General features: G+C 62.4%; 14 protein-coding genes and 1 tRNA gene. 11 read left to right on the top strand and 4 right to left on the bottom strand.

Annotated features, from left to right (window positions below; all coding sequences use genetic code 11):
- The 3 genes from EOA32_RS01950 to EOA32_RS01940 all read left to right on the top strand — a co-directional run bounded on the left by EOA32_RS01950 (window position 1) and on the right by EOA32_RS01940 (window position 2,848).
- Window positions 1-999 carry an ABC transporter permease gene (locus EOA32_RS01950; protein ID WP_066994096.1) on the top strand — a complete coding sequence of 333 codons (999 nt, stop codon included), beginning with the start codon at window positions 1-3 and terminating at the stop codon, window positions 997-999.
- Complete coding sequence (locus EOA32_RS01945) at window positions 996-2,177, top strand: ABC transporter permease (RefSeq protein WP_128370690.1); 1,182 nt, start codon at window positions 996-998, stop codon at window positions 2,175-2,177. Before EOA32_RS01950 ends, EOA32_RS01945 begins: the two co-directional genes overlap by 4 nt.
- Window positions 2,178-2,368: 191 nt before the next feature.
- Window positions 2,369-2,848, top strand: a complete 480-nt coding sequence (locus EOA32_RS01940; RefSeq protein ID WP_066994102.1) for a class I SAM-dependent methyltransferase — start codon at window positions 2,369-2,371, stop codon at window positions 2,846-2,848.
- 20 nt (window positions 2,849-2,868) lie between these two features.
- Here EOA32_RS01940 and EOA32_RS01935 read toward each other — a convergent pair whose 3' ends face one another.
- Complete coding sequence (locus EOA32_RS01935; RefSeq protein ID WP_095800371.1) at window positions 2,869-4,284, bottom strand: adenylate/guanylate cyclase domain-containing protein; 1,416 nt, start codon at window positions 4,282-4,284, stop codon at window positions 2,869-2,871.
- Window positions 4,285-4,486: 202 nt separating this feature from the next.
- Here EOA32_RS01935 and EOA32_RS01930 point away from each other — a divergent pair, with 202 nt between their 5' ends.
- The 3 genes from EOA32_RS01930 (at window position 4,487) to EOA32_RS01920 (ending at window position 7,494) form a co-directional block, all read left to right on the top strand.
- Window positions 4,487-5,311, top strand: coding sequence for a hypothetical protein (locus EOA32_RS01930; RefSeq protein WP_128370689.1), 825 nt, complete (start codon window positions 4,487-4,489; stop codon window positions 5,309-5,311).
- 74 nt (window positions 5,312-5,385) lie between these two features.
- Window positions 5,386-5,910 (top strand): GNAT family N-acetyltransferase, encoded by a 525-nt coding sequence (locus EOA32_RS01925; protein WP_128370688.1) that lies wholly within the window; start codon window positions 5,386-5,388, stop codon window positions 5,908-5,910.
- Between the two features lie 198 nt (window positions 5,911-6,108).
- Window positions 6,109-7,494 carry a hypothetical protein gene (locus EOA32_RS01920; RefSeq protein ID WP_128370687.1) on the top strand — a complete coding sequence of 462 codons (1,386 nt, stop codon included), beginning with the start codon at window positions 6,109-6,111 and terminating at the stop codon, window positions 7,492-7,494.
- 81 nt (window positions 7,495-7,575) lie between these two features.
- Here EOA32_RS01920 and EOA32_RS01915 read toward each other — a convergent pair whose 3' ends face one another.
- Window positions 7,576-9,348, bottom strand: coding sequence for an adenylate/guanylate cyclase domain-containing protein (locus EOA32_RS01915; protein WP_128370686.1), 1,773 nt, complete (start codon window positions 9,346-9,348; stop codon window positions 7,576-7,578).
- A gap of 244 nt (window positions 9,349-9,592) precedes the next feature.
- Here EOA32_RS01915 and EOA32_RS01910 point away from each other — a divergent pair, with 244 nt between their 5' ends.
- Window positions 9,593-12,895, top strand: a complete 3,303-nt coding sequence (locus EOA32_RS01910; protein ID WP_128370685.1) for an adenylate/guanylate cyclase domain-containing protein — start codon at window positions 9,593-9,595, stop codon at window positions 12,893-12,895.
- Between the two features lie 19 nt (window positions 12,896-12,914).
- Window positions 12,915-13,595 (top strand): redoxin domain-containing protein, encoded by a 681-nt coding sequence (locus EOA32_RS01905; protein ID WP_067326351.1) that lies wholly within the window; start codon window positions 12,915-12,917, stop codon window positions 13,593-13,595.
- A gap of 62 nt (window positions 13,596-13,657) precedes the next feature.
- On the opposite strand, the gene EOA32_RS01900 is transcribed toward EOA32_RS01905, so the two are convergent.
- A complete protein-coding gene (locus EOA32_RS01900; protein WP_245499118.1) occupies window positions 13,658-16,531 on the bottom strand; it encodes a trifunctional glycosyltransferase/class I SAM-dependent methyltransferase/polysaccharide deacetylase in 2,874 nt (957 codons plus the stop codon).
- A gap of 282 nt (window positions 16,532-16,813) precedes the next feature.
- Between EOA32_RS01900 and EOA32_RS01895 the strand changes: the two genes are divergently transcribed.
- Both EOA32_RS01895 and EOA32_RS01890 read left to right on the top strand, forming a co-directional pair.
- Entirely contained in the window at window positions 16,814-17,908 is a 1,095-nt protein-coding gene (locus EOA32_RS01895) for a branched-chain amino acid ABC transporter substrate-binding protein (protein WP_095781228.1), read from the top strand.
- A gap of 80 nt (window positions 17,909-17,988) precedes the next feature.
- Window positions 17,989-20,454 (top strand): adenylate/guanylate cyclase domain-containing protein, encoded by a 2,466-nt coding sequence (locus tag EOA32_RS01890; protein WP_095830674.1) that lies wholly within the window; start codon window positions 17,989-17,991, stop codon window positions 20,452-20,454.
- A gap of 89 nt (window positions 20,455-20,543) precedes the next feature.
- On the opposite strand, the gene EOA32_RS01885 is transcribed toward EOA32_RS01890, so the two are convergent.
- Window positions 20,544-20,620, bottom strand: a tRNA-Met gene (locus tag EOA32_RS01885).
- Between the two features lie 229 nt (window positions 20,621-20,849).
- On the opposite strand from EOA32_RS01885, the gene EOA32_RS01880 reads away from it, so the two are divergent.
- Window positions 20,850-21,815, top strand: coding sequence for a Gfo/Idh/MocA family oxidoreductase (locus EOA32_RS01880; RefSeq protein WP_095777253.1), 966 nt, complete (start codon window positions 20,850-20,852; stop codon window positions 21,813-21,815).
- The last annotated feature ends 26 nt before the right edge of the window (window positions 21,816-21,841 follow it).

Below are 21,841 nucleotides of genomic sequence, written 5' to 3'. Positions count from 1 at the left end.
GTGCTTCGATATATTGTCTGGCGCCTTGCCGTAATGGTTCCAACGCTGCTGATCATATCGGCGCTTGTGTTCACGATCATCGAACTTCCCCCAGGCGACTATTTCGACAGCTATGTTGCCGAGCTTCGGGCTCAGGGCGAAGCGGTGGATTCCGACCGCATCGAGATGATGCGGAAGGACTATGGTTTCGACAAGCCGCCGGTCATTCGCTACTTCTACTGGGTCGGCGGGATGCTGCACGGCGATTTCGGCTATTCCTTCGAATATGAGCTGCCGGTTCGCGACGTGATCGGGGACCGAATGTGGCTGACCGTGCTGGTTTCCTTCGTGACGATCCTCTTCACCTGGCTCATCGCCTTTCCGATCGGCATGTACTCGGCCACGCATCAATACAGCTGGGGCGACTACGGCCTGACTTTCTTCGGCCTTCTCGGCCTTGCCATCCCGAACTTCATGCTGGCGCTGATCCTGATGTATTTCGCCAATATCTGGTTCGGCACGTCCGTCGGCCATCTCATGGACCAGCAATATCTCGGCGAGCCGATGAGCTGGGCCAAGGCGAAGTCGATCCTCGCCCATCTCTGGATCCCGGTCTTGATCATCGGAACCGGGGGCACGGCAAGCATGATCCGGCGGCTGCGCGCCAATCTGCTCGATGAGCTTCACAAGCAATATGTCGTGACGGCGCGCGCCAAGGGCCTTCATCCCTTCAGGACCCTGGTCAAATACCCGCTGCGCATGGCGCTCAATTTCTTCATTTCGGACATCGGCTCTATCCTGCCGGCCATCATTTCCGGTGCCGAAATCACGGCGATCGTGCTGTCTTTGGAAACGACCGGACCGATGCTGATCAAGGCGCTGCAAAGCCAGGACATGTATCTGGCAGGGTCGTTCCTGATGTTCCTTGCCTTCCTGACGGTCATCGGCGTGCTGATTTCCGATCTGGCGCTGGCACTGCTTGATCCACGAATTCGTTTGCAGGGCGGCAGTACCAAATGAACACGCAATCGCCACTTCCCGCTCCGGGTGCTCCGCTGCAACACTATGTTTCCATCGCGCCCTTTGACCTGCAGTCGGTCGAGGCAATGACGCCGGAGCAGTCGAAGGTCTTTCAGGCGTCCCAGTTGCGGCTGATGTGGTGGAAATTCCGACGCCACCGGCTTGCTCTTGTATCCGGCATATTCCTGGCGGTGCTCTATTTCGCGATACTGATCTGCGAGTTCCTGGCGCCCTACAATCTGCACACGCGCAACATGGACTACATCTATGCGCCGCCGCAGCGGGTGCACCTGTTCCACAACGGCCAGTTCGTCGGGCCGTTCGTCTATGGCCGCCAGATGAAGCTGGATATGGACACGCTGAAGCGGAACTACATCGACCAACAGGACGATGTTCAGCGGATCCGCTTCTTCTGCGAGGGCGACAGCTACCGGTTCTGGGGCCTGATCGAAGGTGACAGGCATTTTGTCTGCCCTGCCGAAAACGGCCAGCTCTTCCTGGCCGGCACTGACAGGCTGGGGCGCGATGTGCTCTCGCGCATCATCTATGGTGCACGCATTTCACTGACGATCGGCCTCGTCGGCATCAGTTTCAGCTTCCTGCTCGGCATAGTCATCGGCGGACTGGCCGGCTATCACGGCGGCATCTTCGACCTGATCGTTCAACGGATAATCGAAGTTCTGCAATCGATCCCCAGCATTCCGCTATGGCTGGCTCTGGCGGCGATCATGCCGATAACTTGGAGTCCGATCCTGATCTATTTTGGCATCACCGTCATCCTCGGGCTGCTCGACTGGACCGGATTGGCGCGGGCCGTGCGTTCAAAGCTTTTAGCGTTGCGAGAGGAGGATTACGTTCTGGCCGCGCAATTGATGGGCGCCAGCAGCGGCCGCATTATCCGGCGGCACCTCATTCCGGGCTTCATGTCGCATCTGATCGCGACGGCGACGATCTCCATACCCGGCATGATCCTGGGCGAGACGGCGCTGAGCTTCCTCGGGCTCGGGCTGCGGGCACCGATAACCAGTTGGGGCATCCTGCTTACTGAGGCGCGCAGCGTCAGCGTGATCGCGTTTTATCCATGGCTACTTTTGCCGATCCTCCCCGTCATTCTCGTCATTCTGGCGTTCAACTTCCTGGGCGACGGCTTGCGGGACGCTGCGGACCCCTACAAGTGACATCGCCAGTCCGCCGCGCTTCAAGGCGCAGACTCCGCCCGGTTCGTCGGGGGCCTGTTCTGTTGTTGCCGCGTTGACCGTTCGCCTCTATATGCGGCGACGCCGGATCGGGCTAACACGTTGCTCTCGGGCTTCATCCTGGTCGCGGGCATTGCCGCTCTCTTGAGCTGGTTCAGGACACACAAACGCATATGAGTCGCCTCGAAAGTTTCATCCGCAGGCTGACCGCACAGCGCGACATTCTCGATCAAGTCTGCGCGGAGGTGGCGAAGATCGAGGGTCCCATCCTTGAGCTCGGCCTCGGCAATGGCCGGACGTTCCACCATCTGCGCGAGCGTCTGCCCGGCCGACGGATCGTGGCGTTCGACCGCGCACTTGCCGCACACGCCAGCTCAATTCCCGAAGCTGAAAACCTCGTGCTCGGCGAAATCCGCGAGACGGCGAGCAGGTTCATCGGCATCGAGGCCGCTCTTGTTCATGCCGACATCGGCACCGGCTATGAAGATCGCGATGCAGTGACCTCTACCTGGCTCCCCGAACTGACCGCGCGCCTGCTTCGCGTCGGAGGCATTGCGGTCAGCGGCACGCCGCTCGATCACCCGCAGTTGCAAAGCCTTCCACTGCCGCCTTCGGTACCCGCCGATCGCTATTTTGTCTGCAGGCGCGTCTGAGGTCCCCAACGGCCCAAGTCTTAGGGGATCGTGTATACCGCTATCTCCCTCTCGATGCCGCGCAGCGAGACCTCGTGTGGCACGGGCGTCAGCGCGTTCCTGTGCAACAGATCGGCGGTGAGATTGTCGTCGACCACCGCGCGCGTGGCGAAGATCGCCTGTGCGTTGGCAAGGTTCTGGACCCGCGAAGCAATGTTGACCGTCTGGCCGAAATAGTCCTGTCGCTCGTTCATAGACACAGCAATGCACGGGCCGGCATGAACTCCGATCTTGAGCAGCAGATCCTCGCGCCCGCTCTTCTCATTGAGCGCACGCATGGCGTCGCGCATCCTGAGGGCCGCCGCAATCGCACGATCCGGCGTCGCGAAGGTCGCCATCACCGCATCGCCGATCGTCTTCACCACCGCGCCTGCCTCGGACGCGACGATCTCGTGCAGGACCTGAAAATGCACGCGCACGAGATCGAAGGCTGAAAGATCGCCCACCCGCTCGTAAAGCTCGGTCGATCCGCGCAGGTCGGTGAACAGGAAGGTGAGGCTAGTGATCTTCAGGCGCTGGTTGATGTCGAGCGTATCGGTGCGATAGAGATCGCGGAAGGTCTGGTTGGTGAGCAGGCGCTTGGCTGTCAGGAACGGCCGGCGTTTGCCCAGGAGATCATGCAATTCCTGGCCGGCGATGAAGACCGTCGGCAGCACGCGGGTGTCGGTCCTGTTTTCCAGCGAAATGCGCAACGGGCCGGGTTGCATCTCCAGCGTCTGGTTCTGGACATGCTCGCGGTCGAAGACCAATGAGAGGCTTCGGCGCTCTCTTGTCGGTTCGCCCTTGACGTCGATGAACTGCACTGAATGGGTGACCGGCTCGAAGACGATGATGAATTCGGACGGAAGCTGTACGGGCAGAACAGCCTTTTCACCGGGCGCAAGCTCGATATCCTCCAGCGAGAACGCTTCCATCGTCTTGGCGAAATCCTCTTCCGGCAGGTCGACGCCGGACGCCCAGTAGATCTGGCGGAAATATTCCACCAACGGCAGTTCGTGTGGATTGTGGGCGGCAATCTTGCGCACGCGAGGACTGACCGTGAATGTCACCTCGACCATCTCGTCGAGGGTCGGTGAATAGCCCTCGGAACACAGCGCGCAGGTATATTCGTCCTTCTGCAGGGTTTTCAGCGTGGCGTTGCTGTCGAGCACGCCGCCACAGCCGGGGCATAGAACATTCCAGGAAATGTCGAACAGGCCCACCCGCGCCGCATGCAGAAAGGCGCCTATGGCGCGTTCCTCGTCGAGGCCATGCTTGCTGGCGAACGCTAGAGCATTGATGCGGCAAAGCTCGCGGTCCTTGCCCTCCGCGATGGTTCGCTTGATCGCATCGATTGCCCGCGGATCGACATCGGTCGATTGCCGCAGAAGCGAGAACAGATCCTGAGCTTCGTTCATCGTGCAGGCTCCGGAAGAAGTGCGCCGCCGAAACGTGGTGACCGGACCGGTCTTGGTCCGACTGCGCCATTTTACTTCGAAACCGACCCTACGGCCATTCGAATAGACAAGCCGGGCGATAGCTCAATTCCGTTTGCAGGATTTTCGCCGGCCGCAAGCGGCACTATGATGACCATGGGCATTTATCTATGCGGGCTCTCCGATGCCGACATCCGACAATCCGCCGCTTCCGGCCACCCTGCGCCTCTTTTCCTTGGTGGTCATTATCGTCCTGGCCGTAGGCGCCGGCCTGTTCTTCGCGCCCGTGCTGGTCAAGCCGCGCTGGCCTTGGGCCGTCACCCCGTTCAATGCCCGCTTCCTTGGTGGCTTCTACACCGCCGAAATGGTCGTGATGGCGGCGCTGCTGTTCTGGAATCGCTGGTCGCCTGGCAGGCTCGTGCTCGTCATGGCCCTCATCTTCACCGTCATCGTGTCGCTGGCCTCGTTCATCAATCTCGACTATTTCAACTTCGGGCGCAAAGCGCCCTGGCTCTGGTTTCTGGTCTATCTTGGTTCGGTCGCGGTATCCGGGCTGTTCCTATGGCGGGCCGGGGCCCGTCCTTCTGCAAAAGGCGTGACCTTAAGGCCCGCATGGCGCGGCTACATGCCGGTGGAATCGGCAGTCCTTGGGCTCTATGGCGTCGGCCTGTTGCTGTTCCCCCTGACATTCGGCAGCTTCTGGCCATGGCCGGTCGATGGCTTCCACGCTCAGGTTTACAGCGCCATCTTCCTCGCGGGGGCGGGCGGCATATATGTCGTCTGGAGAAGCGCGCCGCGCGAGGAACTGCTGGTGCTGGGCTTGGCGCAGTTGCTGGTTGGCCTGCTTGCCATTGTTGGACTCGTCATCACCGACGCTGCCGTGCACCGGATCGACTGGGCGGCGATCGGGACATTGTGCTGGCTCGCCCTTTTCGGCTGGATCGGCATCAGCGGCGTCTTCAAAATCTCCGCCGCCACTCGGTATTTCAGCTCGCAATCGGCATCATAGGTTCTAGAGACGGCTGGATTTTCAGGTGACGTAGGGTGCATCGTACCGTGCCGATTGCCATCGCCCGGAACGTTATGACCAGCACAACCTCGCCATCCTCCGAGAACATCCAGCCGCAGCTCCGATCCGTTCGGCTAAGCGATGCGGAGGCGCTTTGCGCCATCTTCAACATGCCGGGCTTCCGCTCGGGCACGCTCAGGATGCCTTTCGAGATGGTGGAGCAGGTGGAGCGGCGCATCGCCAAGTCCGGCCAGGAAACCACCTGGATCGTTGCGGAGGTGGAGGGCAGGGTCGTCGGCCATGGCAGCCTGGTCGTGCAGGGCTCGCCGCGCCGTTCGCATATCGGCGAGATCAATATGGGTCTTGACGATGCCTTTGTCGGCAAAGGCATCGGCTCTGCCATACTTGGCGCGCTGCTCGACGTGGCCGACAACTGGCGCGCTCTGAAGCGGGTCGAATTGACCGTCTATGCCGACAACGAACCGGCCATGCGCCTCTACAAAAGCCATGGCTTCGAGGTCGAAGGTCGGCATGTGAAAGCCGGCTTTACCGACGGGCAGTACCACGACCTCCTGAGCATGGCCCGGCTGCGATTCTGAAATCGGCTGTTCGGTGTTAACTGTTTGGCCAATCTAGCAATTCAAGCCGAGTTGGCGAACTGGTGGTTGCCGATGGAGAGCTCTGTAGGATAATTTCATCTCACACCGTTCTGATGAGTTGACGATCCATGTGTGGGCCGGCATCCAGGAAGTCTGGTCTCCCTTGGCGTTTGCACCGCGAGCCGCCAGACGGGACAGATGACCGCCGTGGCTGACCCAATCCCTGCGCCTCCGGCGGAAATTCTGGCTGTGCTGTCGCTGCTCTGCCCGGAGGTCGTGCGTGACATCGAGCAGAACTGGAATGCACCGGTTTCCGATTATGCCCGCCATCTGTGGCGGCCGGTGGTAAGGCCTGCATCGGACCCGGCGATCGCTGCCCGCTCGATCCTGCGCGACGTGCTGCATCAGCGTCTTGGTGCGATCATGCAGCCTGAAGAGGTCGGCAAGGCCTTCGACGAGTTCGAGCACAGACCGGTCATTCAGTCGGGCCTGCACTGTCTGCTTCTGATGGACCGGATCACCTTCGACGCCCTCCTGCTTGCCTGGCTCGGCGCGGTCGAAAGCGGGCTCTCGGCCTTCTTCTGCTTCATGGGAACGACGATGACCATGGAGACAATCGGCCGGGAGGGGCCCGGATGGCTCGATATCGGCGACGACAAGGTCAACCTGTTTGGCATGGGGCGCCACAAGCTTTGCCGCAAAAGCGCCTGCGTGGCCGGTCCCGTCTTCCTCAACAAGCGTGCGCTCGAAGCGGTGGGTGATGAAACGGATGCCAGCCGCTGGCTGGGCACACTGCTTGCCAGCCGGGACAAGATGTTTGCAACCGCGGCCGACGCGGTGACAGCCCTCAACGAGGATCTGGTCGCCAATTGGGACTGTTCCGGCATGGCCAAGCCGGTTTTCATCGATGATCGGCTGGCCGCGGCCGCCATGGCTCGGCATCTGGAATATGACGGCAGCCTTCTTTCCAAGCTGCTCTTTGAGCCCGCGAGGCGCCAGCGTCTCGAACGTGCCCTGCAAGAGACCGCATCGAGACCATTTGGCAGATTCCTGCCCAATGCCACAGCCTATTTCTGGGGCATCCGCGACGAGCGCGTGCGCAAGCTCGTCCTCGAGAACGGGCACCTGATCGAGCCCGACAGGCCGCATGGTCTTTCCATCCCGTTCGAGCGAACGCATCTCAAGCAGGCGCTACTGGAAGGCGTGCTGCTGCCGAACTTGTTCCTCACGTTCCTCGTGCTCGCCATATTGCCGCGCGTGCGGGTTGTGGGCGGCCTGAGACAGATTGGCTATGTGGCGCTTTTCCACTCGATCCTGCTGGCCGCGCTTGACGAGAACGCGCCGGAAGAGCGCGATCTGGCTCAGGAGCTGCAGGTTCGGGAAAATGCCTGGGGCGTGCGGGTCATCGATGAAAAGATCTCGGTTCGCGAGCAGCTTGCCGGCCTGCCGCAAGGGGCGCTCTTCGCGGATCTGCTGCGGCAGTATCGCTTGCAAACATTTGCCGAGACGTCCGACGACCTGAAACTGGTTCGAGAAGACGCCCGATGGCGCAAGATCGGCCAGGCAGAGATCAAGGCGACCTGAGCTTCGCATCAGGTTTTATTCGCGGAGAGTCCATTCGCGATCGGCCGCAGTTCAAGGCCTGACCTGACATGGCCTCACCTGTCATTGCACGATACCGGCCTTGCGGAGCCCATCCACGATGAGTTCGAAATCGGCAGGGTTCTTGTAGGGCAAGACCTTGCGTCGGTAGTCCAGCGAATAGTCGGGATTGATGCGAAGCACCTCCTGCCATGCCCTGCGGGCCTTGGCGAAACGGCCCAGATGGCCGTAGCTGGCGGCCAGAAGCGCGCGCGAGACATCGGTGACGGCGTTGCGAGCCAGCCGCTGCAGCAAGAGGTCAACGGCCTCTTCGTACCTTCCGAGTTGAAACGATGCCAAAGCCTGGAAATGCAGAAGCACATCCGGAAAGTATGGATTCAAGGTCTTGCCCCGGGCGTAACTCTCGAGCGCCTCTTCGGATCTGCCCGAATAGTGCAGCGACTCGCCGAGGATCACGTGCCCTTCGGCGAAGTTCGGATTGAGAGCTATCGCGTGCTCGGCCTCGTTGATGGCCTCATCGTGCCGTCGTGTATACAGCTTGACGATAGCCAGCGCCCAATGCGCCCAGGGATCGCTGTCATCCAGCGTTACCGCTCGCGTTGCAGCCTCTTCCGCTTGCGCCATCGATTCCGGCGGCGACGCACTCCACCTGTTCAGGTAATCGAGCCCGTGCGTGAGGGCGAGGAAGGCGTGGGCAGAGGCAAACTTCGGGTCCAGTTCGATCGCACGTTGCAAGAGGTCGCGGGCTGCGACGTTCGTCTCCTTCGTCAGCCGGTGCCACAGCTCCCGGCCCCGCATGAAATAGTCATATGCCTGCGTGTTGCGCGCATACTCGGGCGCCAGCCGCTGACGGTCGCCCTCAGTCAGATTAAGCGCCAACGCCCCGACGATCTGCTGCGTCACGTCGTCCTGCACGGCGAATATGTCGGTCAGGTCGCGATCGAACCGCTCTGCCCAAAGATGGCCGCCCGAGGTTGCATCGATGAGCTGCGCGGTGATGCGCACCCTGTTCCCCGACTTGCGTACGCTGCCCTCGAGTACATGCCGCACGCCGAGCTTCGAGCCCACCTCCTGCACATGGACGTTCTGGCCCTTGAAGGTGAACGACGAATTGCGTGCGATGACGAAGAGCTGCGACAGTTTGGACAGCGCCGTGATGATGTCCTCAGAAATGCCGTCGGCGAAGTAATCCTGTTCGGCGTCACCGCTCATGTTGGCGAACGGCAGGACGGCGATCGACAGTTTCGGCGGCGCTGCCGTCGCGGGCCGGCTCGCCGCGCTTTCCGGGGTCGCGGCCGGCTTGGTCCCGGCGCTGCCGACTTGCAGCGAATAGACCCGGATCGGCTCGGCGATGTTCTTGAGCTGTGTGCTGCCGAGATCGCTGACCGAGAGGTCGAGCCGCGCCTTGACCTGGCGATAGGCATCCTCGGACAGGCAGATGGCGCCGGGCGCCGCGACGCCCTCCAAACGCGAGGCGATGTTGACGCCGTCGCCCATCAGGTCGCCGTCGCTCTCTTCGACCACATCGCCCAGATGGATGCCGATCCTGAACTCGATGCGGCGGTCCTGCGGCACGCCGGCATTGCGCTCGACCATGCCGTTCTGAACCTCAACGGCGCAGCGCACGGCATCCACCACGCTGCGGAACTCGACCAGCGCTCCATCCCCCGTGCGCTTGATCACCCGCCCGTTGTGCACTGCGATGATCGGATCAATCAGGTCGCTGCGCAGTGCCCGCAACCTCGCCAAAGTACGATCTTCGTCCTCGCTCGCGAGCCGGCTGTATCCAACCACATCTGCAGCGAGGATTGCGGCCAGCTTCCGGTTTTCGCTCATTGGCACGTGTCCTCGGCTCCATAATAGCAGGAAGCCGGAGGCTAAGAGGGAATTTTCGTGGACGACGGCTACGCAGACGCGCGAGCCGGCAGCGATCTGCCACCGGGCCTAGACCGATCGCTCGATGGCCCATTTGCCCTGCCGCTTGCTGGCCGACGACTATCGGTTCATTCTTGTCTGAATACCCCGGCCGTGAAGTGCGTGGCGAGATCACGCCGTCATGGCTCCAGTGAGGTCTTGCTCGATGGACTGCTCGGGCTGCGGTTTCGAGGTTGAGGGCGGTTTCGCTTTCTGTCCGAAGTGTGGCAGGCGCCAGCCCGTGCCATGCGCCAACTGCGGCTACCTGTGCGCACCCGATTTCGAGTTCTGTCCGAAATGTGGGGCAAGCGTCGGTGCGACGGTAAAAGCCGTCGAACGGCCTGCTCCGACATCAAGCCGGACCATTGTGCCGCCTTCTCGAACTCCGTCGCTGCTCGCGAACATCGAAAGCGAAGATGATGGGTTGCATCCCGTCTCTGAAGCCGATCGCAGGACGGTGACGGTCCTGTTCGCCGACCTTTGCGGCTTCACGACACTCAGCGAGCAGCTCGACCCCGAGGTGATGCAAGCGCTGCAGAACCAACTGTTCAAGGAATTGACGGCAGCCGTGCGAAACTTTGGCGGTTTCGTCGACAAATTCATCGGCGATGCATTGCTTGCCTTGTTCGGTGCGCCGGTCGCGCATGAGGACGATCCGGAACGTGCGCTTCGCGCCGCTCTCGACATGATGGCCCGGACGACGCGGCTCGGCGAAAGCGCTCCCCACTCCGGCTCGCCTCTGTTGCTCCACATCGGCATAAACACTGGTCCGGTCGTCACTGGCGGATTGGGCATCGGCACCGCCAAATCCTATTCGGTGACCGGCGACACAGTGAATACGGCGCAACGCTTGCAATCGCTGGCCGCACCGGGTGAGGTTCTGGTAGGCGAACTCACTCACAGGCTGACCCGGCATGCCTTCTCTTTTGAGCCGCTGGGTGATGTTGTGCTTCGCGGCAAAGCAGGCAGTGTGCTCGTCCATCGACTGGACGCACCGCTTGCGTTGCCGCGCGCAGCGCGTGGGCTCGAGGCGCTCGGCCTCAGCGCGCCGATCATAGGTCGTGGTGCGGAGCTCCATAGAATGCTGGCCAGCCTTGACCAGGCGTGCGGCGGCTCGGCCCAACTTGTTCGCCTCGTCGGAGAAGCCGGTATCGGGAAATCGCGGCTGGTGAAGGAGTTTGTCGCCCGCGTCGGCGACGAGGATCGTTTTCGCAACGTCGCCGTGCGGCAGGCCACATGCTCCCCGCTGGGCGAACAATCCTTTGGCGCCTTGGGCGCAGTGGTGCGCAGCGCTGCCGGGATGATGCAAAGCGATAATGGGGACGAAATGCGGGCGAAGCTCGCAGGCTTGCTGACCGACCTCGGCCTCCAGGGCGAGGAGGCGAAGCGGCTGATGCCTTTGCTCTACCATGTGCTTGGCCTTGGCGACCCCGATGCCACCTTGCAGCATGTCGAGCCCGAGCAGCTGCGGAGGCAAATTCTCTACGCAGTCCGCACGATCATCGAACGGCGGCTTGCGTTGTCGCCGCTGTTGATTGTCGTCGAAGATCTGCACTGGGCCGACGCCGTGTCGCTCGAGGCGCTGCGTTTCGTGATGGACAGGTTGGAACGCACGCGGTTGATGTTGCTGGTCACGCATCGTCCGGCGCCGGACAACGACCAGCTCGACTCAAGCCGGGTCAGTCACACAGCGCTCAGGCTTTCGCCGCTCAACACTGATGACGGACGCGGGCTGCTGGCGGCGCTGTTCGGTGAGAGCTGGGTAAAGTCCACAGGCAGGCTTGTCGACCAGATCCTCGAGCGCGCCGGCGGCAACCCGCTTTTTATAGAGGAGATCGTTCGCGGCCTGATCGATCGCGGTGTGCTGATGCGCGAGGGCCAGCGATGGCGGACTGCGGCAGGCGAAGTCGCAACCGGCATTCCCGCCACTATCCAGGCAATGCTGCTTGCCCGGGTCGACCGGCTGCCCCAGGAGGTGCGCCGGTTGGCCCAGGAAGCCGCGGTGATCGGCCCGCGCTTCGATGCCACACTTTTGAAAGCCGTGACAGCCGAACCCGGCCGCTTGGAAGCCGGCTGCGAACTGCTTTGCGATGCCGAAATCATCGAGGAGGTCGCCGGATCAGGCTCGATCTCGTCGCCAAGCTACCGCTTTACGCAAACGTTGCTGCAGGACGTGATCTACCAGAATCTGCTGTTGCAACGCCGGACCGATATCCACGGGCGGGTCGGTGCCGCCTTGGAGCAGCTGTGTGGCGACAAGCCGGAACGGCTCGAGGATTTGACCGTGCTCGGTCATCATTTCGCGCAGAGCGCGGAGCGGGAGAAAGGCGCGCATTACTTGCAGGCGGCGGGCGATCGCGCTCGCATGATATACGCCAACGACGACGCCCTTCGTTTCTACGAGCGAGCGTTGACTGCGTTGAGCGCGATCGGGCAAACGCCGCTCAAACTGGCAATCGCGGAGCGCATTGCCGATTTGAGCGGCCCGGTAGGCCGCCGCGAAGTCGCGCACCAACACTACGAAACGGTGCTGCAGGCATATCGGGAGTCAGGCAATCGCGTCGCGTCGGCACGAGTTTTGCGCAAGATCGGTCGGCTGCTCTGGGACGTCGGCAAGCGGGACAACGCAGAAACCCGCTATGCTGAAGCCGCGGCGCTCCTCGAAGGAGCGGATGCCCCGATCGAGCAGGCGCAGCTGTGGCAAGAACGTGGCCGACAGGCGTTCCGTAGCGGAGATCACACTCGCGCAGCAAAATGGGCAGACGCGGCGCTGGATGGCGTACGCGCTCTGACAGCGGAGCATGTCTCCGAGGAAGGGCGTGACGCCACTCTTGTGACCGCCGAGGCACTCAATACCAAGGCTGTCGCGCTGGCTCGCCTTGGGCGAAATCTTGAAGCGGTGCGCCAGATCGAGCGTAGCATTGAATTGGCCGAAGCCGCCGGCCTGCTGGGCGCGGCCTGCCGCGGCTACACCAATCTCGGCGTGCTTTACACGACCATCGATCCGGCACAGGCCATAAAGGTCTGTCGGCGCGGTCTTGAAGTGGCGCGCCATATTGGTGATTTGGGTTTTCAGGCGCGCCTCCTCGCGAACCTGGCGGTTGCTTGTTGTACTTTCACGGATCGCTGCCCAACGGAGGGCGTGCCTGCTGCCGAGAAGGCCATCGAGATCGACCGGGCACTCGACCAGCGCGAGCATCTGCCGGTGCCGTTGATCGTGCTTGCGCAGATCCACCAGTGCAACGGTCGTCCGGAACTGGCGGTTGGCTTGTTCCACGAAGCACTGGACGTAGCGCGCGAAACGAGTGAACCCCAACTGCTGTTTCCGTGCTATGATGGTCTGGCAACGCTTAATCTCGACCTCGACAATTTGGCCGAGGCCGAACGCTACTTTTCCCTGGCGCAGGGTATATGCGCCCAGCACGGGCTAGACCCGGAAGCGCTTGTGGTGCTGCCTTTTCTCGACTAGCCGGGTGGGAGGTTGAACAATGTCCGCGCGTATTGACTTGGTACCGCTTCAACCGGGCGATCGTGCGCCGAACGTGGTGCTCGACGCCATAACCCAGGAAGGCAAGATCGCGCTTGACGACTTCCGCGGACAAAAACCAGTGCTGGTTGGCCTTTTTCGAGGTCTGCATTGTGCGTTTTGCCGACGCCATATCGCCGCCCAGGCGCGGCTTGATCCGGAACTGCGCGAAAAGGGGGTGGAAAGCCTGACGGTGGTCAACACGCCGATCGAACGGGCGCGTCTCTATTTCCGCTACCACCCGATGCCGAATCTGCTTGCGGCTTCCGACCCTGAACGCGCTTCGCATCGTGCTTTTGGACTGCCCAATCTCGAATTCACCCAGGACGACACGAACTGGCCGTACAAGGTCTCGATGGCAGCGGCAAAGGATATGCGGGTCGACATACCAGGCGAGTTGCCCGCTCCCATGGATCCTTTTGCGGCCAGCGAATTCCTCGACAAGAAGGACCAATACGAAGTGACCGAGGCCGACCAGCAGATGATGGCAACGGGACACGGACAACTGATCGGTCAATTCCTGCTGGACCGGCAGGGGGTGGTCCGCTGGAGCTTCACGGAGGTTCCAGAGGGTGGGCGATACATGTTTGGGGCGCCAAACCCGCAGGAGCTGATGTCAGCCGTATCCCAGGTCGTTCAATAGACTTGCGAACAAGGTAGTCGGGCGGGACACCGATAAAAAAGCAGAACCCGGTTGTTCACCGTTCATCCGAGCACGGCCTCGACACGCGCAACAAAGTCTTCGAGCGAGCGATCCCCGCGAACCTCGATGCGCGGAAGGTCGATGGGATCGCAATCGAGATCCGCCGGCCCGTGTTTGCCGCCGAAGCCGATCCGATAGCCGCACTCCCTGGCCAGCCGGCCAAGCCGTCGGTCGGTGACAGAGAAGGGTGCCGCGAACGCCGTGGTTGGCCGACCGGTCCACCGTTCGACGAACATGCGAGAGCGCAGGAGCTCGGCGGCCAAATCAGAACTCGACAGACCATCGATCGCGCGATGCGTCGCCAGATGGCTTCCGAAGAACGCACCTTCGCCGGCGAGACGTCGCACCGTCCCAGCGTCCATAAGCTGCGTCGGCGGACCGCTGTCGATGTCCCACCGTGCACTTTCCCCTACCAAGTCCGTTACCAGGAACACTTCCGCGGTCAGGTCGTTCGCGCGCAAGATCGGCCAAGCATGGTCGGCAAAATTCTGGAAGCCGTCATCGAAGGTGATGAGCACCGGGCGGCCAACGAAAGGTTCACGGTTGGCGATGGACCATCCCAGTTGCTCGGACGTGATGGCGTGAAAGCCATTGGCGCGCAGCCATGCCATCTGTCGGTCGAATGCGGCGGGCGTGAGCCGAAAACGGGCGAGCGCGGCTGGACCATCATCGGCGATGCCGTGGTACATGAGGACAGGGACATGCTGCCGCCGCTCGCTGCGCGCGACGTCGCGGCGCAAGGCCCGTGCCCCGCCCCAGACGATATTTCGCGCGACTCCAACACCGATGGGCGCCTGGATTGGCACATGATCAATCACCGGGTCCGTCGCCACGCCGTCCGGTGACAGCCGGCGGAAGCGGTCTATGCGATAGAGCTCGGTCTGGATCGACTGCTCGAGGACGAGGCCTTCGGTCGCCGCCAGCGTCTCCGAGATGGCTTGTGCACCGAATGTGTTCCAGTCGAAGCCCGTCCTCTCAACATTGTCTCGGAGCACGAATGCGTGTGCGCTGACGAGACTGCCGCCAGGCGTCAACGCCTCAACAAATTTCTTGGCGATGCGCCGCAACTCAGCGAGATCGTCCAGGTAGTAGAGCACTTCCGAACAGACGATCAGATCCATCTCGCCCGGAAGGGTCTCCGCGGAGAAATCCAGTACGCCGAAGTCGACATTCGGCTGATCGCTGCATCGCGCGCGCGCCCGCTCGACGGCTATGCTGGAGATGTCAGTTGCGGTCAAATGGCCGACACGCGGCGCCAGCTGCCGCGTGAAGTGGCCCTCCGCGCAGGCCAGCTCAAGCGCCCGTCCGATGAGACCGGCAGGCAGAATTTCGAGCTGCCGCTCATACTTTTCCTGCTCATAGGGCGAACGATAGTTCCAGGGATCCTCAGTCGCGAAACGGCGATTCCAGAACGACGTGCGATCAGTACCGTTGTCATCCGCGGCCGGTTTAGGGCGCGGTGCCGCAAATGGCTCTGCAGGTTCGGCGCTCGACCGAACCAGTTCCTGCGCGTCCGCGGCCAATCGCGCCAGTTTGCCGAAGTGGCTGTCCGGATCGAACGGAGGCTCCGCCATGGACAACGATGCCCCGGCAACTGCAGACACGTTTGACTTGTCGGCGACGCCGCTCTGCGAGGCCAACTCAATCCAATGGCTCCTTGTCACTTTCCCAAGCGCCCCGAACTGCACGCGAGCCTCGATGCGGCCGTCCATCATCAGATACGCATAAATTCGATCGATTCCTTCCGGCAGTGCGGTGGAGGCCGGATTTCCAGCGTCGACGCGAATTCCCAGTGTCCGCGCCAATCTGCGCGGCGCGGCGAGATCGTCGGAGTCGAGAAGCATTTGCTCAAGGTGATACTGGACGCGGCGACCCGCTGCGGGATCGTCCCAGACCCTGCCGAGTTCGACGATCAACTCGGTGAGGGGGCCACCGAACCTGTCCCACCTGGCAGCCAATTGCGCTGGCACCGACAGGCTTCCTGCCATAAGGCCATCGAAGACCACCCTGGCGATCTCACGCGCCCATTTGCGCGCTGCCGGGAGCGCGCGCAGGGACTGCGCGTCGATTGAGCAGGCGCCGCGGCCGCAATCCGACGCGGCGTTCCACAGCGCGAACCACGCGAGTGCTTCGGCAGCGGAGCAGCCGTTCGCGTCGATCGCTCCATTGGCGTGAGCCGATGCCGGGTGTTCGACCCTGGGATCAGGAGAAAAGCCGCGGGCAATCACGATTTCCGCATGTGCCAGCATCTGCGTCGAATTGCAGGAGAGCGAGTTGGGGCTGACCCGATGGAAAGCGAGAGGCTCGTCGACCATCACCCAACGTTTGCCCAGACGTGCGAGACGCTGCCACAGGTCCCAGTCCTCGCAGGTGCGCAGCGACACATCGAAACCGTCCAACTCGACAATTGTCTTCCGATCGACCAGCAGCGCGTGAGTGCGGATGGCGCACCGGCGCGCGAAAGTTTCGAAGGGCTCGATCGCAACCTCTGTTGAGATGCTCGACGGGGTCAACTCGCCGTCGGGCATCACGCGCCGAGAACCGCAATAGGCGGCCACCGCATCGGGAGCGGTTTTCAGAGCGGCCAGCATTTTTGCAAGGAAGCTGGCATCCACCCAATCGTCCGCATCCAGAAACATGAGCCATTGGCCGCGCGCGACCGAAATCCCGCTGTTGCGCGCGCCGGCGGCGCTGTGCGCGCAAGAGCTCAATGTGCGAAATCGGGCATCGCGCTCAACATAACCGGCGATGATCGCGGGGGTGCGATCCGTGGAGGCGTCATCGACGATGATCGCCTCCCAATCCGCTATATCCTGACCGAGAAGGCAATCGAGTGCGCGCGCCAGCGTTGCCTCGGCGTTGTGCGCAGGAACCACGATTGAAACCAGAGGACTATGCGCCACGCCGTCTTACCCGCGCCTGCTTCCGAAGATAGAACAAGAGGTCCCAAACCATACCCGGCGATTTCCTGCAGGCAAACAAGACTTGAAAACAGGCTTGAGTGGCCCAGCGCGCTCATGCCCCACGATTTGGTCTAGCGTCAGGCCGATGCGCCAGGACGCTGTTTTCGCGTCACATCCCGAGGCACTCGCGCTTACCGAAGGGGCTGTCGGGGCAGACTGGATTAGCGTAAGCTGTTGTCCACAGGGGGTGCAAACATGCACCGTGTCATCGCCCTAGCGATCCTAGTTCTGGCGGCCGTGTTCAGTTCCGCGAGGGCTGAAGTGCTGATCGGGGTCTCGTCTGCGATGACAGGGCGGCTTGCCTGGATCGGCGAGCAGGGGCAACGCGGCGCGGAGAGGGCGGTGGCCGACCTCAACGCGGCGGGTGGCGTGCTCGGCCAGAAGGTGAGGCTGATCTCGGTCGACGATTTCTGCGATCCCGAGCAGGCGGTCGCGGCCGCCCAGAAGCTGGTGGCCGACGGGGTGGTGCTCGTCGTCGGGCATTATTGCTCTGGAGCCTCGATCCCCGCATCAAAAGTGTATGAGGCGGCGGGCGTCGTGCAAATATCCCCAGGCTCGACCAATCCGCAGCTGACCGAACAGGGCCGTGGCAATGTCTTCCGCACCATTGGTCGCGACGACGCGCAGGGTTTCATCGCCGGCAACTACCTTGCCGATCACTGGGACGACAAGAAGATCGCAATCCTTCACGACAATTCGACCTATGGGAAGGGTCTCGCCGACGAGACCAGGAAGCAGCTGAACAAACGGGGCGTGACTGAAGCTTTTTACGACGCATACAGGCCTGGGAAGGACGACTATTCAGCCGAGGTCGCTGCGTTGCAATCCGCCGGCATTTCGGCCTTGTATGTAGGCGGGTATCATGCCGACGTTGCGCTGATCGCTCGCGCTGCAGGCGACCGGGACTACACGCTTCAGCTCATATCCGGAGATGCTTTGGCTACCGAGGAATTCGCCCTGATCGCAGGCTCAGCGGCGGAGGGAACCCTGTTCACCTTCCCGGCGGACCCGCGGCGAAACGCCGGCGCGGCCGCGATCGTGGAGCAGTTCCGTGCGCAAAACTTCGAGCCCGCGGGCTACACGCTGTTGAGCTACTGCGCGGTGCAGGTCTGGGCCCAGGCGGTGGCGAAGGCAGGTTCGCTGGCGCCAAAGGCGGTCATAGCGGCACTGCGCGAACAGCAATTCGACACCGTCATTGGCAGGGTCGATTTCGACGCCAAGGGCGACCTCACGAGGCAGAGCTGGGTTTGGTACGTCTGGCGGGGCGGGGAGTACGTGCCGGTTGAATAGAGTGCGCCGAACGCCGGCGTGACGCTGAGACGTCTAGTCTGATGCAGACCAGTGTGGCTGGATTGTTCCGACTCCCCACGATGCTTGAACGCCTCGGTATACGCGGTCGGCTGTTGCTCGCCTTTTTCGGGATCAGCGGCCTTGCGGTGCTGGCTACCGCCGCGGCGCTTTATGCCTTCCTCGAAGTCGGCGACGTCGTCGACCGAATTACCAGGGATCGGGTGCCATCGGCGCTGGCCTCCCTCCAACTGTCGCGCCAGGCCGAACGGGTCGCCGCTGCCGCGCCATCGGTGCTGGCGGCGACAAGCAGGGCTCAGCACAGCAAGGTCTCGGCGGCCGTCGCGCTAGAGATGTCCCGCCTCGAGGCCCTGCGTACGGATCTCAGAGATGCTACACTGGGCACAGTGCCTTTAGCTGAGATCGAGGAAGCTGCGGTTGTTTTGAGGCGCAACCTGAAGGAGCTCGACTCTCTTGTTGTCGCCCGCCTCGATGTGGTCGCCCGCAAGGAGGAACTCCTGAACCGCCTCGCCGCGACGACGACCGGCAGCCAACGCCTTCTGGCCACCGGCATCGTGGTGATGGATTCCAGGCTCCCGCAATGGCGGGCGGTCGCGGCCGATACGTCGCTGTCGCCCGATCGACGCGCAGCGGCAATGGCCGACATGGTCCACGCGATTGCGGCTTACATCCCCCAGCAGAAGGCGCTGCTGGAGATCTCGGCGGTCAACGACGCGCTGGTGAAGGCCGCGACCGCGCCGACGCGAGGCGACCTGGCGTTGATCCTGTTTCCGCTGCACCGCTCGCTTGCCGCTCTGGAAACGGCTTCCTCGGAGATCGACGAAAAGCTGCAAACCCGTTTTCGGCTGCGGGTGGACGAGTTCGAGGCACTCACCGATGGTGAGAGCAGCATCCCGAAGGCACGGGAGGAGGAGCTTGCGGTCCTCGCGCAGGGCGAAAAACTTCTGGCCGAAAACAATCGGCTGTCGCGCAGTCTGACCGCAGCCGTCGACCGTCTTGTCGCCGCAGCGGACCGCGAGATCGCTGCCTCCGGTCGCGAAGCCGCGCTCGTCCAGCGCTACGGCACCGGAGTTGTCCTCGGCTCTGCCTTTCTCAGCCTGTTGAGCTCGGTTCTGGTCGTCTGGCTCTATGTCGACCGCAGCCTACTCGCCCGTCTGGGAGCGGTGAGTCAGGGCATGCTCGCGATCGCGGGCGGCGACCTTCGTGCGCCGCTGCCGGCGGCGGGCAGCGACGAAATCGGGCGCATGGCCGAGGCGCTGAGCCTCTTCCGGGATACCGCTGTCGAGGTCGAGGAAAAGAACCTGCGCGACGTTGCAGAAGCGCGTCAGCGGCTGGTCGATGCCATCGAAAGCATTTCCGAAGGTTTCGCTCTCTATGACAAAGAGGACTGGCTTGTCCTTAGCAACAGCCGCTACCGCGAACTGCTATACGCCGGTCTGGAGGCAGAGCTAACCCCCGGCATGGCATTCGAGGAGATCATTCGCCGATCCGCGGAGCGTGGCTACATCAGGGATGCCGAGGGTCGGGTCGATGAGTGGGTCGCGGAGCGCCTGTGGCGGCACCGTAACCCCGGCGAACCATGGGTGCAGCGGCGGGGCGACGGACGATGGATCATGATAAGCGAGCGGCGGATCAGCGCCGGCGGCACGGTCGCCGTCTATTCGGACATCACCGAGCTGAAGCAAAGAGAGGAGAACCTCGCCGAGAAGTCCGCTGCCCTGGAAGCGCTTTCCAGCAAGCTGGCCAAATATCTGGCGCCCCAAGTGTACAGCTCGATATTCACCGGCCGCCAAGACGTTAGAATCGCCAGCCAGCGTAAGAAGCTGACCATATGCTTCTCCGATATCGCCGGCTTTACCGAGACCACCGACAAGATGGAATCCGAGGATCTCACCCAGCTCCTCAATCACTACCTGACGGAAATGTCGAAAATCGCGTTGGATCATGGTGCCACGATCGACAAGTACGTCGGCGACGCGATCCTGATGTTTTTCGGCGACCCTGAGACGCGCGGCGTCAAGCAGGACGCGCTGGCTTGCGTGCAGATGGCGCTTGCCATGCAAAAGCGGATCAGCGAGCTTGCCGAAGTCTGGCGGGACATGGGGATCGAAACACCGCTGCGCTGCCGCATCGGCATCCATACCGACTACTGCACCGTCGGCAACTTCGGCAGCGAGGACCGGATGGACTACACGATAATCGGCGGCGCCGTGAATCTCGCCTCGCGCCTGGAACAAGAGGCGGCTCCGGGGACCATCCTCATTTCCTATGAGACGTTTGCGCAAGTGAAGGACACGATCGATTGTGAGGAGATGGGGCACGTCCAGGTCAAGGGCATCGCCTATCCCGTCGCCACCTACCGCGTCATCAAGGCCAATCTAGCGGGCGCCTGTCGCGTTGTTCGAACCGAGCTGCCGCACTTCAGGCTGGAACTTGAACCGGGGCTGATGTCCGCCGATGAGCGTGGCGGTGCCGCCAGTGCGCTTCGAGACGCGCTGGACCGGCTTTCCCACAAGCCCGGGCAGTAGGGAGTTGGGCGCCGCGCCTGCCGGCAAATCACCGAAGCCGCGTCCGAGCAAGTCACGACATATGTATCCGGGCCGGACATGGGTTGAGGTGGTAGCGGAGGAGGGACTTGAACCCCCGACCCCAGGATTATGATTCCCGTGCTCTAACCAACTGAGCTACTCCGCCAGGAGCGGCGAAGAGGCTCGAAGAACCACACCGGTCGTGGGCAATTCGAGGCGTTCGCCAAGGTCGCGCGGATATAAGGTTGGCAGGGCAAAGCTGTCAAGCCGCACGCATCAGCATAATCTCATCCCGAAAAAGCCGCGCCGGGCAGACGCTGAAGCGCATGCATCGGGGTTGAGTTCGACGGGGCACGTCGCTATGTCTCGGCCACGAAATTCTAGAGTTTGAACGAATGAAGCCGCGCATCGCCGTCCTCGGTTGCGGATACTGGGGCAGCAACCACATCCGCACCCTCAAGGCGCTTGGCGCGCTCCATGCCGTTTCCGACGTCAACCGTGCCCGCGCCGAAGGCTTTGCCAGCGAGCAGGACTGCCTGGCGATCGGGCCGGACCAGTTGTTCGAGCGCGCCGATGTCGACGCCATTGTCATGGCGCTGCCGCCGCAGTTCCATGCCGACATGGCGCTGCGCGCCATCGAGGGCGGCAAGGACGTGCTGGTGGAGAAGCCGATCGCGCTGACGGTCGCGGACGCCGAGCGTTCGGTGCAGGCGGCCAGGAACAATGGCCGCGTCTTTATGGTGGGCCACGTGCTGCGCTTCCACCCCGCCTTCGAGACGCTGAAGGCGCTGATCGACAATGGCGAGCTCGGTGAGGTGCGCTACATCCACTCGCACCGGCTCGGCCTCGGCAAGTTCCACACCGAGAACGACGCGCTCTGGGACCTTGCGCCGCATGACCTCTCGATGATCCTCGCCATCACCGGCACCGAGCCGATCGAGGTCAGGGGCGAGGGCGCGGCACTGCTCGACAACCTCAGCGACTTCGCGCATCTGCACATGCGCTTTCCGAACGGCGTGCGCAGCCATCTGTTCGCTTCTCGTCTCAATCCCTATCGCGAGCGCCGGCTGACCGTGGTCGGAACCAAGGCGATGGCGGTGTTCGACGATGTCGAGCCCTGGGAGCGCAAGCTTGCCGTCTACAGGCACGCTGTCTGGCAGGACAGCGGCCAGTGGGCGTTCACCGCCAACGAGCCTTCCTACGTTGCGGTCGGCGAAGGCATGCCGCTGACGCGCGAGCTCGCCCACTTCATGCAGTGCATCGAGACGCGCGCCGAACCCCGCACCGACGGCGAGGAAGCGATCCGGGTGCTGCGCATCCTGACGGCTGGGACGGTGGCGCATAGCGGGTCGCCCGCTTAAGGCGCGTTCACAAAAGGGAATCCTGA

Origin of the sequence: Mesorhizobium sp. M1A.F.Ca.ET.072.01.1.1 (assembly GCF_004023325.1) — a bacterium.
Lineage (GTDB): Bacteria > Pseudomonadota > Alphaproteobacteria > Rhizobiales > Rhizobiaceae > Mesorhizobium.
Note: the sequence above shows the minus strand (reverse complement) of the source record. Positions and strands in the feature narration are given on the sequence as shown.

What these genes read in the sequence shown, in the direction of transcription:
- EOA32_RS01945 (WP_128370690.1), top strand. Translation starts at nt 996, where the DNA reads ATGAACACGCAATCGCCACTTCCCGCTCCGGGTGCTCCGCTGCAACAC.
- EOA32_RS01940 (WP_066994102.1), top strand. Translation starts at nt 2,369, where the DNA reads ATGAGTCGCCTCGAAAGTTTCATCCGCAGGCTGACCGCACAGCGCGAC.
- EOA32_RS01935 (WP_095800371.1), bottom strand. Translation starts at nt 4,284, where the DNA reads ATGAACGAAGCTCAGGATCTGTTCTCGCTTCTGCGGCAATCGACCGAT.
- EOA32_RS01930 (WP_128370689.1), top strand. Translation starts at nt 4,487, where the DNA reads ATGCCGACATCCGACAATCCGCCGCTTCCGGCCACCCTGCGCCTCTTT.
- EOA32_RS01925 (WP_128370688.1), top strand. Translation starts at nt 5,386, where the DNA reads ATGACCAGCACAACCTCGCCATCCTCCGAGAACATCCAGCCGCAGCTC.
- EOA32_RS01920 (WP_128370687.1), top strand. Translation starts at nt 6,109, where the DNA reads ATGACCGCCGTGGCTGACCCAATCCCTGCGCCTCCGGCGGAAATTCTG.
- EOA32_RS01915 (WP_128370686.1), bottom strand. Translation starts at nt 9,348, where the DNA reads ATGAGCGAAAACCGGAAGCTGGCCGCAATCCTCGCTGCAGATGTGGTT.
- EOA32_RS01910 (WP_128370685.1), top strand. Translation starts at nt 9,593, where the DNA reads ATGGACTGCTCGGGCTGCGGTTTCGAGGTTGAGGGCGGTTTCGCTTTC.
- EOA32_RS01905 (WP_067326351.1), top strand. Translation starts at nt 12,915, where the DNA reads ATGTCCGCGCGTATTGACTTGGTACCGCTTCAACCGGGCGATCGTGCG.
- EOA32_RS01895 (WP_095781228.1), top strand. Translation starts at nt 16,814, where the DNA reads ATGCACCGTGTCATCGCCCTAGCGATCCTAGTTCTGGCGGCCGTGTTC.
- EOA32_RS01890 (WP_095830674.1), top strand. Translation starts at nt 17,989, where the DNA reads ATGCTTGAACGCCTCGGTATACGCGGTCGGCTGTTGCTCGCCTTTTTC.
- EOA32_RS01880 (WP_095777253.1), top strand. Translation starts at nt 20,850, where the DNA reads ATGAAGCCGCGCATCGCCGTCCTCGGTTGCGGATACTGGGGCAGCAAC.